The following is a 12,691-nucleotide window of genomic DNA, read 5'->3' on the forward strand; positions in this document are numbered from 1 at the left end:
GCCCCGTTTATTTGCCAGTGACTAATTATTGAGGCTTTACGGGCGCTTCCGGCAGCACGCGGAATTCCACTGCATCGCCCGGTGCCAGATATTGCTGTGCCAGCTGGTGCAAATCTTCGCCGGTCATGGCTTCGTAGCGCGCTTTTGCGGTTACGAAGCGTTCGATGTCATCCGCCTCGCTTTGTGCGCGGCCCACCAGTGCCATCCACCCGCCGTTGCTCTTCAGCCTGTTGTCGAGCGATTCCAGCAGCGGCTGCCGTGCCCGTTGGATAAGATCGGCATCGGGCGGGCCAGCGCGCAGTTCGTCCACCACTTGCGCCATTGCGGCGCGTGCAGCATCCAGCTGCGCTACATCCACCGCGGCGCCCATCATGAATGTGCCAAACCCGCGATAGGTGGAAGACTGGTCACTGCTGACCGTGGGCGAATATGTCTGCCCCAGTTCCTCGCGCATTTTCTCGGTCAGCATCAACCGCGCAACGCGGGCCAGCAGGCTGAGGCGCGAACTTGTATCCCAGTCGCTATCGTCAGTGGTGGGCCACACCAGTTGCAGCTGGGACTGGTCGCTTTCGCCCTTGTGGCGGACAATCTGCACGCCGCGCTTTTGCGTCATGGTGAAGGAAGCGCGCTGCGCCTCATACGGGGCAAAGTCGCTTTCACGCGGCGGCAGCGCACCAAAGGTTGCGCCCACCATGCGGATTGCCTCTGCTTCGTCAAAATCGCCCACCAGGGCTATTTCCACCGCCCCGTTTTGCAGCCGGTCCGCGATGGCGGATTTCAGTTTCGTGAAATCCAGCGCGCGATAGGCGTCAATGGGCTGGCGGGTGAAGCGGGGGTCATTGTCAGATATTGTCGTCCGCATGGCCTCGCGAAAGGCCGCGGCGGGGGTTTTGTCCAGGCGGGCAAAGAAATCATCCAGCCCCTGGCGCCATGAACCAAGCCCTTCTGCGCGGTAGCCGGGATCGGACACAAGCGCTGCCAGCAGTTGCAATTGCAGTTCCAGATCGCGCCGCGTGGTGGCAGCGGCACTGTCAAAGGTTTCCGTGCCGACACCGAAACTGGCAGCGACAGACCGGCCCGCCAATATCGTCTGCAATTCATCCCTGCTATGCTGGCCAAGTCCGCCAGAAGACAGCAGCCCTCCCAGTTCGACCGCCAGCGGATTGTCGCGGCTGGCCAGCATTTCGCCGCCATCAATGGCAACGCGGATATTGACGCGGTCATCCTCCAGATCAGTGCGTTTCAGATTAAGCCTGACCCCGTTGGCATAGCGGATCTGGCGAATATCCAGCTGGCTGCTTTGCGTGTCAGACACTACGGCGCTGGCGGGGCCGAATTCCGTATAGGCAAATTCGGCCGTTGCGGTTTCATCAGGCGGTGAAATTTCGCGTGCAAATGCGGCCACCACGGCCGATCGCAGCGCCTCTGCGCCGCCTTCAGGGGCGGTCTTGCCGGTAAAACGGATCAGCGGATCGTCCAGATCGAGGAAATAATCGCGCATTTCCGCCAGGACGGCAGCAGGGGTTACACTGCCAGCAGCGTCCTCGAACCGTGCCAGCTGGTCGGCCGGATTGTCCGCTATCTCCTTGCCGTTTGCGATGGCCAGTGCCTGCGCGGCAAATGTCTGGTTGCTGCGGGTGGCGCTGTTGGCGGCCGCATTTTGCAAGGCGGAGCGGACATTGCTCATCTGTTCGGCAATTTCCGCCTCGGTAAAGCCGAAAGTCATTGCCCGGCGGTATTCATCCACGGCTGCTTCCAGCGCGCGTTGCCAGCCACCTTCTTCGGCGCTGACGGATAATTCGGTGACTTTGCCATCCTCGAAAAAATCACTTGTGGCAATATTGACCCCGCGAAATGGCGGGTTCTCGCTGCGTTGCAACCGGTTCAGGCGGCGCCCCACGATATTGCTGCCGACATAGCGCAGAAGCGCCTTGCGCCGCTGCGCCAGAGTGTCCGGCGTATCAGTATAGGCGCCGTGCCGCATCAGGCTGACATTCTCGGTCAGCGCGGGGTCTAGGTAGATATCCGTCTGCCCGCGGTAGGACGGGTCGATTGGCCCTGCATCGGGCTGGATGGTTTGCGGTCCCTGCGCCCAACTTGCAAAACGGGCACGGATTTTTTCTTCCACCATCGCAGGGTCAAAATCACCGACCACCACCAGCACCGTGTCTGACGGGGTATATTCCCGCTGCCAGAAGCCGCGCAGGCCCGCAGCGGTCGCATTTCCCAGCGTTTCGGCAGTGCCGATCGGCAGGCGTTTGGGCACCAGCGCATCGGGATAGGCAAATTCCAGCCCGTCAATCGTGTTTTTCAGCCCATAGGTATTGCGCACGCGGCGTTCCGAAAGAACCACGCCGCGTTCCCGATTAACCGCATCCTGGCTGATAGTCAGCTCGCTGGCGGTTTCGCGCATCAGCATCAAAGCGGTGTCGAGCAGGCCATCATCCGCGCGGGGGAGGTTGAGCATATACAAGGTCCGCTCAAACCCGGTGGAAGCGTTGGTGTCAGGCCCGAAGGCCAGGCCCTGCCGTTCCAGCAGCTTGACCATTTCGCCCTCGGGTACCTGCGCCGAGCCGTTGAATGCCATATGTTCGACAAAATGGGCAAAGCCGCGTTCACCGTCCCTTTCATCGATTGAGCCTGCCGCAATTTCCATCCGCACCAGGGCCGTGTTTTCCGGCCGGTTATTGCGGCGGATGATGTAGCGCAGGCCATTGTCCAGCTTGCCAAAATGCCACCCTGCCTCGGGGGTGAATTCACTGTCCTGCTGGTCCCAATCGGCAGGATTCCACCCATGCGGCAGGGCCGCCGACGGGGTGTGCCGGGCATCTGTTGCAGCCGGAGGCTGGGCGTCCTGTGCAGCCAGAGGCTGGGCAAGAGCGATGGAGAGGCAAAGCGAAAGCGCAAGCCGCGCGGGAAGGCTGGATTTCATACCTGCCTTCATGCACGGCCCAAGCTGAACCGGCAATATACTGGCCCGGCATGCTGTTACCGCATACTAGTTTGGCGCGCTTATTTTTTGGGTGGGCTGTTCCGCAAGCGGCCACGATGGGCGCTGAGGTCGAACACTTCGCCCGGCGTGCTGTCATCATTTTGCAGCAGGCCAAGGCGGCGCGCGACTTCCTGATACGCTTCTTCTTCGCCGCCAAGGTCACGGCGGAAGCGGTCCTTGTCCAGCTTTTCGCCAGATGTCATGTCCCACAAGCGGCAGCCATCGGGGCTGATTTCATCGGCCAGAATGACCCGGCTGAAATCGCCATCATAAATGCGGCCGAATTCCAGCTTGAAATCAACCAGGCGGATGTTGATTGCGGCAAACATTCCGCACAGGAAATCATTCACCCGGATCGCCATGCTGGCGATATCCTGCATTTCCTCGTTCGAGGCCCAGCCGAAACAGGCAATGTGTTCCTCTGCGATCAGCGGATCGCCCAGCGCATCATCCTTGTAGCAATATTCGATCAGCGTGTGGGGCAGCGGTTCGCCTTCTTCCAGGCCAAGCCGGGTGCAGATGGACCCTGCCGCAACATTGCGTACCACCACTTCGATCGGCACGATTTCAACCTGCCGCACCAACTGTTCGCGCATGTTCAGGCGGCGGATGAAATGGGTGGGAATGCCAATATGGCTGAGGCGGGTGAAAACATATTCGCTGATGCGATTGTTGATTACGCCCTTGCCATTGATGGTGCCGCGTTTTTGCGCGTTGAAGGCCGTGGCATCATCCTTGAAATACTGGATGATCGTGCCCGGTTCCGGGCCTTCATAAAGGATCTTGGCCTTGCCTTCGTAAATCTGGCGACGACGGGTCATGGGGCACTTCCTGGATTATCGAAAAGGGGCCAAAAAACACAGCGCCCCGGCGCACGAGGGGGTTACCTTCGCAATATGCCGGGGCCTTGGCTCCGCCTTACATTCAAAGTCTGTCATTGGCAATCAGTGGACGGTGCCAGCGCTTTCATCCTCGACACATCGGGCCTGCTGTTCCTTCAAGCTGTCGATCAGCCGCCCCAGCGTGGCGCGCTGCACCAGCACGGAAAACAGCACAGCGGCAAATGTGGCCGCCAGCAGCAGTTCCCGCGTCGGGCCGGCCGGCAGCGACAGGGCCAGCGCGATGGAAATGCCGCCGCGCAATCCCCCCCACCACAGCACGCGGCCTGCACCCTGCGTCGCAAGGCGGGATTTGTGGATGATCTTGGTGGATGTGGCCACTGCCACGCCGCGCGCCGCCAAAGTGATGAAAATGGCAGCCACGCCCAACACCAGATGCGGGACACCCGGGATAAGTGCGATGATTTCCAGCCCGATCAGCAGGAACAGCACCGAATTCAGCAATTCATCCACCAGTTCCCAGAATTTCAGCACATAATCGCGGGTCACATCACTCATTGCAAAGGACACGCCGAGATTGCCGATCATCAGCCCGGCAACCGCCATCGCCAGCGGGCCTGAAATATGGAGATAGGAACAGAGCGCATAGCCGCCCATGACCACCGCCAGCGTAATCAGCACTTCCAGCGTATATTCATCCATGCTGGCCAGCGCCTTGTATCCGGCCCACCCGAATAACAGCCCGACCAGGACGCCGCCGCCTGCCTCTATCGCGAACAGGCGCACGCCTTCGGATACGGAAAATTCAGCGCCGGTCACAGCCGCGCCCAGCAGGATGGTGAAAATGACGATGCCTACGCCATCATTGAACAGGCTTTCGCCCGCCACCGCCGACTGAAGCGATGCAGGGACATTTTCTTCCTTCAGCACGCCCAGCACCGACACGGGGTCGGTCGGGGAAATGAGCGCGCCGAAAACGAAATACCAGATCGGCGCAATCGGCAGCCCCAGCAACAGCCCCAGCGCCCACATCGCGCCGCCCACCAATATGGTGCAAATGATGACGCCCACGGTCGACAGCAGCAGCACCGGCAGCCAGTCCGCCTTGAGCCGCTCCAGATCGACATGAAGCGCGCCTGCAAACAAAAGAAAACTGAGCATTCCCTGCAGCAGCGTCTCGGTGAAATTCATCTGTTCCAGAAGTCCGGAAACCCAATCATCCAGCACGATGCCGGGGATGAAGGCATCCGCCACCATCAGGCCAATCGCGGCAATTGCACCCATTACCGTAAGGCCGATAGTATGCGGCAGCTTGATGAAATGATGGTTTGCCCAACCAAAAAGGGCAGATGCCACCACGAGTATGGCCGCAATATCGAATGCGCTCATGACGCTGGAAGCTGGTTCATGCATGAAAGCAGCCTTAGCCGCGCTTGCTTGTCCTGCCAATGCGGCCCCATCCCGTGCGGGCAATAGAAAGCGAGGCCAGCCAAAGTGATGCCAGCTAAAGTGATGATTGTGTTACGGGGTTAACACAGGCAAGCGGGGCAAATACCGTTTTTCGTGCTACAAATTAAAAAAACCGCTGGCGTTTGCGCGCACCGCAGCCAGTATCGGCCCTTCAGGAGACTTTCCTATGCGTATCATTGCCCTTTTCAATTTGAAGCAAGGCGCGCGCCGCGGCGATTATGAAAGCTGGGCCAAGGGCCGCGACATTCCGACCACCACTGCCCTGCCATCGGTCAGCAATTTCGAGATATTGCGCACCCGCAGCGTGCTGTTTTCGGAAGCAAAGCCGCCTTTCGATTACGTCGAAATCATCGACGCCAGTTCGATGGCAGCCTTGAAAGATGATCTGGGCGGAGATGCCGTGGCCGCGCTGAAGCGCGAGATGGCCGCATTTACCGAAGACCCGATTTTTATTGTCACCGAGAAAGTCTGATTGATACACCAGAGCAGGGTCAAACAGAGGGGACTTTGCGAGTATGACACTCAGGCTTGAAAAAGATGGTACAATTGCGCGCCTGCTGATTGACCGGCCAGACAAGCGCAATGCCTTTGATCTGGCGATGTGGGAAAGCATGCCCCGGCTGCTGGCTGATGTGGTGAGCGATCGCGGGATCAGGCTGCTTGAGGTCAGGTCTGCCACCGGCGGCACATTCAGTGCCGGGGCCGACATCAAGGAAATGGTCGCCAACAGTGATGACCGGCACTGGCGCGAAATCAATCAGGCTGAAATCAACCGCGCGCAGCACGCGTTGGCACGGGTGGCCGTGCCGACCGTGGCTTTCATCGAAGGCGATTGCATCGGCATGGGCTGCGGCCTTGCGCTGGCGTGCGATATTCGCGTGGCGACGGAAAAGGCACGGTTCGGCATCACTCCGGCAAAGCTGGGGCTGGTCTATCCGCTGCATGATACAAAGCTGCTGATGGACCTGGTGGGGCCGGGAATGGCAAAAACCATGCTGTTTACCGGCGCAATGATCGACGCTGCCCGCGCACTGGACTGCGGCCTTGTTGAATTGATTGCCGATAGTCCTGCGCAAATAAGCGATGCCATTCTGGAGGCATCCCCCCATTCAATCCATGAAACCAAGCGTTTCATTCGCGCCATTCTCGATGGTCAGACAGAAGATGACAGCTATTCGCTAGGCGTGTTTGCCGCGGCATTCAGCTTGCCGGATTTTCGCGAAGGCGCAGCGGCATTTGTGGAAAAGCGCAAACCGCAATTTGGCAAATGACACCCGGCGGCCTGGCAACTTGAGAAGACTGGCCGCCTGCCGAAAAATGCGTGGCAAGCCTGATAACTGGCCAGCGCAGGGTGAGATCAAACCGATGCAGGAAGGACATGGCGATGGATGTTTCCAAATTGATGTTTCGCGAAAATTTTCTGGCGGGCGAGCGCATTCTTGTGACTGGCGGCGGCACCGGCCTTGGCCGCGAAATGACCGAAGCATTTCTGAAACTGGGCGCTGTTGTCCATATTTGCGGGCGCCGGCAGGGAACGGCGGAAGAAACAGCCCGCGAATTGATGGCGCAGCATGGCGGCACGGTGGTGGCCCATGGCTGCGATATTCGTGATGCCGATGCTGTGGCGGCAATGGTGGATGCCATCTGGGAAGAAGGCGGCGCGCTGACCGGCGTGGTCAACAATGCCGCAGGCAACTTCATCAGCCGCACAGAAGACCTGTCGATCAACGGGTTCAATGCCATTTCCGACATTGTGTTCAGGGGCACATTCTATGTCACCCACACCATCGGCAAACGGCTGATTGATGAAGGTAAGGGCGCCAGTTTCCTGTCCATCCTGACCACCTGGGTGTGGAACGGATCGGCCTTTGTGGTGCCGTCCGCCATGTCAAAATCTGCCATCAACACCATGACGCAAAGTCTGGCGGTGGAATGGGGCCGTTACGGAATGCGGTTCAATGCCATCGCACCGGGCCTGTTCCCGACCAAGGGGATGAGCGCGCGCCTTTCGCCCGGCGGCAGGGGCGATAATTCCAATATCGACAATAATCCGATGGGCCGCGCTGGCGAAATGCATGAACTGGCCAATCTGGCAGTGTTCCTGATGGGGCCGGGCGCGGAATATGTGAATGGCCAGACCATCGCGATAGACGGGGCCGGCTATCAGGCCACCGGCGGCACGTTCTGGAACGCGCTGTCAGGGCTGGGGGATGAAGAATGGGACAATCTGCGCAACCTGATCAAGGGCACCAATGCACAGGACAAGGCTGACCGCACAACGTAAGCGCGCAAATTGACCGGAAGACTATCGGGAGATGACACCAACGGAAGTGGTGCCCGAGGGCGGATTCGAACCACCGACACCACGATTTTCAATCGTGTGCTCTACCAACTGAGCTACTCGGGCACTGCTTCCACGCTGCCCTTCGAAAAGGGCGACGCGTTGTTGGAGTGCGGGCCTATGGCGAAGCCAAATGCGCTTGGCAAGACCAAAGAGCCGCGATTGTAAAATTCAGTCTCGTTGTTCCCAACCTTCGCGCGCAATCTCCTCCGGATCAGCCGGGCGGCCGGGCACGGAATAGCCATCGCCAAACCACTTGGACAAGTCGCGGTCACGGCACCGGCTGGAACAGAAAGGGTGGTGTTCTTCCGTGCGGGGCTTTTTGCAGATGGGACAGGTTCTGGTCTTGGTCATAGTGGCACCGCCTGCGCGAAGCCGCCTTCCAGCGCAAGCCCCGGATCGGATTTGAGGCGAATTTCGCGCCCGGTTCGCCGGGCCAGTTCCGCCTGCCAGCGGGCGTGCAATTGATTGGTCACGTCAGGGTGCGCGGTCAGCAGCAATGCGCCCGGTTCCATGATGGTTTCTGCCTGCCGCAATATCAGGCGCGCAGCCAGCCTGCTGCGGTAGTGCACGGCGCGGTGCAGCAGGGAAGGGCGGGACAAGCGGCTGACCATCTGCACAAAGCCGAAACCGTTCATGGATGTGCGTTCATGGGGCCAGTCTGCCAACCCTTCAGCCAGCGCCAAATCCACCATGCGCCGGTCTGCCTTGGCTTCCAGCGTGGGAAAATCAATCCCGATAGATCCGCCCAGATCAAACTGGCGCATGCAGCAGGTGATGGCCTTTGCCGCTGCCACTGCCAGTTCGCGAGGGGGCAATGTGCCGTCCACATCCACCAGCACCATGGCCGGCGTGGGCGAAAAGACCAGCGTGCCGCCATCAAACGCAATTTCGCCGCTGAAAGCATCGGCAATGATGTCCGCCCAGCCTGCCACCGGAAAACGACGCACTGTCTGCACCTCTGCGCCCGTGGCAGCGATGGCTTGTGCCAAAGTCGGGCTTGCAGGGGGTAACTCTGTGGGGCGGGCGTGGGCGCGTTTCAAACGGCCTGTTTCCCCCATCGCAGACCGCACGACTTGCAGCCGGATTGCAGCCCCTTCGCGGGCATCACGCGGCAATTTATCCACCAGCACCTCTGCCCCATTGGTAAAGCGGGCTGTGCCGCGGCTGCTGCCTGCGGTTCGGGATACAAGAATGGCGTCTTCAATATGGCCGGGCGCAAGATCATCGGGCCATTGAATGCACGCGGCGATTATTTCGTCGCCGGTCACGCAAATCGCGCGGTCTTCGCCAATACCTTCTTCGATATACCAGATCATGCGCGGTGCCTTTTCACACCAGGTCAGGCAATGGCGAAACCTGCCGCTTTCAGCAGCGCCCGTGTTTCAAACAAAGGCAGGCCGACAACGCCTGAATGGCTGCCCTGAATCCACTGGATCAGCCCTTCGGCAGCGCCTTGTATGGCATAACCGCCCGCTTTGCCGTCCCATTCACCGCTGGCGAGATAGGACCGGATTTCCTCGTCCGACAGAACCTTGAATTTGACCACGGTTTCGGAAAGGCGCTGGCGCATGGTGCCATCAGGCGCGCGCAGCGCAATGGCGGACAGGACGCGGTGCCGCCTGCCGGACAGAAGTTCGAGGCATTTTCGTGCGGTGGCTTCGTCTTCGGCCTTGGGCAGAATACGGCGGCCAACGGCCACCACTGTGTCACCTGCCAACACACAGGCTGTGTCAGAGGCAGCGGCAGCAGCTTTTTCGGCTGCCATGCGCTGCGCATAATCGCGCGGCAATTCTGTCTTATGGGGTGTTTCGTCAATATCTGCCGGAACAATCCGTGCAGGTTCAACCCCCAGCCGCGCAATCAGTTCGCGCCGCCGTGGGCTGGCCGATGCCAGATGGAGAACAGGTCCAGTCACACCCTGTATCCGGTGCGCAAAACCGCTTATTGCGGGCCCGGGCCGCCCCGGCCAGGCATGAAGCGATAGGTAATGCGCGCCTTGGTCAGATCATAAGGCGTCAGTTCGCACAACACTTCGTCACCCACCAGCACGCGAATGCGGTTCTTGCGCATTTTGCCGGCGGTATGGCCAAGAACTTCATGACCATTTTCGAGCTCCACCCGGAACATCGCGTTAGGCAGCAGTTCGACTACCTTGCCGCGCATTTCGAGGAGTTCTTCTTTAGCCATAAGTGTTCGATTTCCATTATCTTGGGTAAACTGTTGTGCGCCCATACAGGCGGCTTCACCAAAAGGGAAGCCTGACGCGCAGCGGCTCGATTGGGCAATATTAAACTGCCTTGCGTCCGTTCATCGCCGTGACACGTATCTGACACATATTGTTACGATATGGCGGATTGCAATCTGCCCCATTTCCGAGGATTGGCCGCCGCATGATATTGCACCCCTTGATGAATTCCTGTGCCGTGCTGGCTTTGCTGGCATCGTCCCCACTGCTTGCGCAGGATGGCACGGAGTATGAGCCGCAGCCTGACGAAGTGCTGGAAGAACCCATGCTCGAAGGCTCCATTCTGGGAGAAATCGTGGTCACTGGCGACCGGCTTCGTTCACAGGTGGATTCCTCGCAAGCGCCGATTCTGGAACTGAACGAAGCGGACATTGCGGCCTATGGCGTAAGTTCCATTGCGGATCTGGTCGCGGCACTGGAACCGTCCACAGGCACGTCCCGCGGGCGCGGCGGCGGGGGGCAGCCGGTATTTCTGGTCAACGGCATCCGTGTCGGCAGTTTCCGCGAATTCCGGAATTATCCGCCCGAAGCCATCCGCAAGACTGAAATCCTGCCCGAAGAAGTCGCCCAGCGTTACGGCTTTGCGCCCGATCGGCGCGTGATCAATTTCATCCTCAAGGACAATTATTCCGCGCTGACTGCGGAAGTGGAATATGAGCAGCCGCAAAGTGGGGGCTATTCGCGCAACGAGCAGGAAGTGACGCTGCTCAAGATTACCGGCGGCGGGCGGCTGAACCTTGATCTGAAGGCATCCGACACCTCGTTGCTGACAGAGGCCGAGCGTAACGTAATCCAGACACCATCCAGCATCCCTGATGTCACTGGCGACCCAGACCCGGCGCGGTTCCGCAGCCTGGTGGCAGATACAGCGGAAGTTGAAGGGTCGGCCAGTTTTGCCAAGGCTTTGGGGAATAGCGGCGCATCGATGAGCGCCAATGCAACGCTTGGCCGCACGCACAGCCGCAGCCTTTCCGGGCTGAATACAGTGCTGCTGACTGACCCTGCCGGCACCAGCGTCCTGCGGACCTTTGGCGCGGATGATCCGCTGGAACGGCGCAGCACAACAGACAGCGCTGCGGTTTCAGGCAGTTACAACCAGCCGCTTGGCGCCTTCCAGCTTACCGCGACTGCCGATGCCAGCCTGAATGACAGCATCACCGAAATTGAACGGCGCGCCGATACCAGCGGGCTCGTGGCAGCGGCAGCAGCGGGCAATCTTGCCATTGGCGGGGCGTTGCCGGGCCTTGGCGATGCCGGGTTCGACACTGCCGATACCAAAGTGCTGGGCGCCAGCAGCAAGCTGACTGTGCGGGGCACGCCGCTGTTCCTGCCCGGCGGCGAACTGGGCACCACTTTCGATCTGGGGTATGACTGGAACCGGATTGAAAGCGAAGATACGCGCAACACGCTGGCCACGCAGCTGACGCGTGGCAATCTGAACGGCGGGATCAATCTTGCCATCCCCATTGCCAGCAGGCGCGAAGGGTTTCTGGATGGCGCCGGTGATATCAGCATCAACCTGTCGGCAGGGTTTGAAAATCTCTCCGATTTCGGCACGCTGTATGACTGGAGCGCAAGCCTGATCTGGTCGCCGTTTGAAAATCTCGATCTCAGCGCGACCTATGTAAACCGTGAAAGCGCGCCATCGCTGTCGCAACTCGGCAGTCCGCAAATCACCACCTTCAATGTGCCTACTTTCGATTTCCGCACGGGGGAAACCGTGCTCGCCGCGATCACGTCGGGCGGCAATCCGTTTCTGCTGGCCGAAACCCAGTCGGACTGGAAATTTTCCGCCAACTGGAAAGTGCCGTTCATTGAAAATGCCACCGCTCAGGTCGATTATATCCGCAACCGCTCGGACGATGTTTCGTCCAGCTTTCCGCTTCTCACCAGCGACGTGGAAGCCGCTTTTGCTGACCGGGTAACGCGCGATGCCAGCGGGCAATTGGTGGCGATCGACCGCAGGCCGGTCAGTTTCGATTCAACGGCAGTGGACAGGCTGGCGTTCGGACTGTCGCTGCGTGGGTCATTCGGCAAAGCCAAGGTGCAGGAACGACCAGCAGGCGGCGAGGGCGCTGCGGGGCGCGGCAGTGGAAATGGCGGGGATCGGGCTGGCAGACCGGGGGCAGGCGGGCCTCGGACTGGCGGGGGCCGGCGCGGGGGACCGGGCGGGTTTGGCGGCGATGACGGGCGTGGGCGATTTTTCATCAACATCAACCATACGCTTGAACTCAGCAATGAAGTGCTGATTGCACCGGGCGGCCCATTGCTCGATCTGCTAGACGGGGCTTCGCTGACATCCAGCGGTACGCCGCGCAACGCAACCAGGCTGGAAGGCGGGATGTTCCGCAATGGCTGGGGCATCCGGGCATCGGGCAGCTATGTCGGTCCAACCCGCATCGACGGCAGCGGCCTGCCGGGCAGCACTGACCTGTTCTTTAACGATCTGGCCCGGCTGGACCTGCGCCTGTTTGCCGATCTGGGTGAAATCATGAACAAGAAAGACGGCTATCTTAAAGGCCTGCGCGTGTCGCTGGTGGCGGATAATGTCTTTGGCGGCATCCAGCGTGTCACGGATCAGGATGGCAATGTTCCCCTCAGTTACCAGCCCGCGCTGGTTGATCCCAAGTGGCGCTATCTCGGCATCGATATTCGCAAACTGTTCTGACGCGGAGATGGACGGGGCGTTGCAGCGCCGCATGGTAATGGATGTATCATAGGGGCCGGAATTTCGCGCAGCGGCTCCGCATTTTACGCCAACTTCGCTTCGTCCGCAGATTTTGACATCTGTGCAATTTCAA

11 protein-coding genes and 1 tRNA gene are annotated in these 12,691 nt (G+C 59.7%); 4 read left to right on the forward strand and 8 right to left on the reverse strand.

Annotated elements, in window-relative coordinates:
• Positions 1 to 25 precede the first annotated feature (25 nt).
• The 3 genes from GRI44_RS02715 to GRI44_RS02725 all read right to left on the reverse strand — a co-directional run bounded on the left by GRI44_RS02715 (position 26) and on the right by GRI44_RS02725 (position 5,244).
• Entirely contained in the window at positions 26 to 2,932 is a 2,907-nt protein-coding gene (locus tag GRI44_RS02715) for a M16 family metallopeptidase (protein WP_232842954.1), read from the reverse strand.
• 80 nt (positions 2,933 to 3,012) lie between these two features.
• Positions 3,013 to 3,813: a phosphoribosylaminoimidazolesuccinocarboxamide synthase gene (gene purC, locus GRI44_RS02720; RefSeq protein ID WP_160599920.1), complete on the reverse strand. Its 801-nt coding sequence runs from the start codon at positions 3,811 to 3,813 to the stop codon at positions 3,013 to 3,015.
• 123 nt (positions 3,814 to 3,936) lie between these two features.
• Positions 3,937 to 5,244, reverse strand: coding sequence for a cation:proton antiporter (locus GRI44_RS02725; RefSeq protein WP_160599921.1), 1,308 nt, complete (start codon positions 5,242 to 5,244; stop codon positions 3,937 to 3,939).
• 223 nt (positions 5,245 to 5,467) lie between these two features.
• Between GRI44_RS02725 and GRI44_RS02730 the strand changes: the two genes are divergently transcribed.
• The 3 genes from GRI44_RS02730 to GRI44_RS02740 all read left to right on the forward strand — a co-directional run bounded on the left by GRI44_RS02730 (position 5,468) and on the right by GRI44_RS02740 (position 7,585).
• The gene (locus GRI44_RS02730; protein ID WP_160599922.1) at positions 5,468 to 5,773 is read left to right on the forward strand and encodes an REDY-like protein HapK; all 306 of its coding nucleotides are present in this window, start codon (positions 5,468 to 5,470) and stop codon (positions 5,771 to 5,773) included.
• Positions 5,774 to 5,816: 43 nt separating this feature from the next.
• On the forward strand, positions 5,817 to 6,572 hold the full coding sequence (locus GRI44_RS02735) for an enoyl-CoA hydratase/isomerase family protein (protein WP_160599923.1): 756 nt from the start codon (positions 5,817 to 5,819) through the stop codon (positions 6,570 to 6,572).
• Positions 6,573 to 6,685: 113 nt separating this feature from the next.
• Complete coding sequence (locus GRI44_RS02740) at positions 6,686 to 7,585, forward strand: SDR family oxidoreductase (protein ID WP_160599924.1); 900 nt, start codon at positions 6,686 to 6,688, stop codon at positions 7,583 to 7,585.
• Positions 7,586 to 7,632: 47 nt separating this feature from the next.
• On the opposite strand, the gene GRI44_RS02745 is transcribed toward GRI44_RS02740, so the two are convergent.
• The 5 genes from GRI44_RS02745 to infA all read right to left on the reverse strand — a co-directional run bounded on the left by GRI44_RS02745 (position 7,633) and on the right by infA (position 9,832).
• A tRNA-Phe gene (locus GRI44_RS02745) sits at positions 7,633 to 7,708 on the reverse strand.
• Between the two features lie 105 nt (positions 7,709 to 7,813).
• On the reverse strand, positions 7,814 to 7,996 hold the full coding sequence (yacG, locus tag GRI44_RS02750) for a DNA gyrase inhibitor YacG (RefSeq protein WP_160599925.1): 183 nt from the start codon (positions 7,994 to 7,996) through the stop codon (positions 7,814 to 7,816).
• Positions 7,993 to 8,961, reverse strand: coding sequence for a ribonuclease E/G family protein (locus tag GRI44_RS02755; RefSeq protein WP_160599926.1), 969 nt, complete (start codon positions 8,959 to 8,961; stop codon positions 7,993 to 7,995). The genes yacG and GRI44_RS02755 overlap by 4 nt, the downstream gene beginning before the upstream one ends.
• Positions 8,962 to 8,984: 23 nt before the next feature.
• Complete coding sequence (locus tag GRI44_RS02760; RefSeq protein ID WP_160599927.1) at positions 8,985 to 9,560, reverse strand: Maf family protein; 576 nt, start codon at positions 9,558 to 9,560, stop codon at positions 8,985 to 8,987.
• A gap of 26 nt (positions 9,561 to 9,586) precedes the next feature.
• Positions 9,587 to 9,832, reverse strand: coding sequence for a translation initiation factor IF-1 (gene infA / locus GRI44_RS02765; protein WP_047806247.1), 246 nt, complete (start codon positions 9,830 to 9,832; stop codon positions 9,587 to 9,589).
• A 203-nt stretch (positions 9,833 to 10,035) separates the two neighbouring features.
• On the opposite strand from infA, the gene GRI44_RS02770 reads away from it, so the two are divergent.
• Positions 10,036 to 12,558, forward strand: a complete 2,523-nt coding sequence (locus GRI44_RS02770; RefSeq protein ID WP_160599928.1) for a TonB-dependent receptor — start codon at positions 10,036 to 10,038, stop codon at positions 12,556 to 12,558.
• Positions 12,559 to 12,691: the final 133 nt, after the last annotated feature.

The organism is Allopontixanthobacter confluentis, from assembly GCF_009827615.1.
In the GTDB taxonomy this organism is placed as follows: Bacteria; Pseudomonadota; Alphaproteobacteria; order Sphingomonadales; family Sphingomonadaceae; genus Allopontixanthobacter; species Allopontixanthobacter confluentis.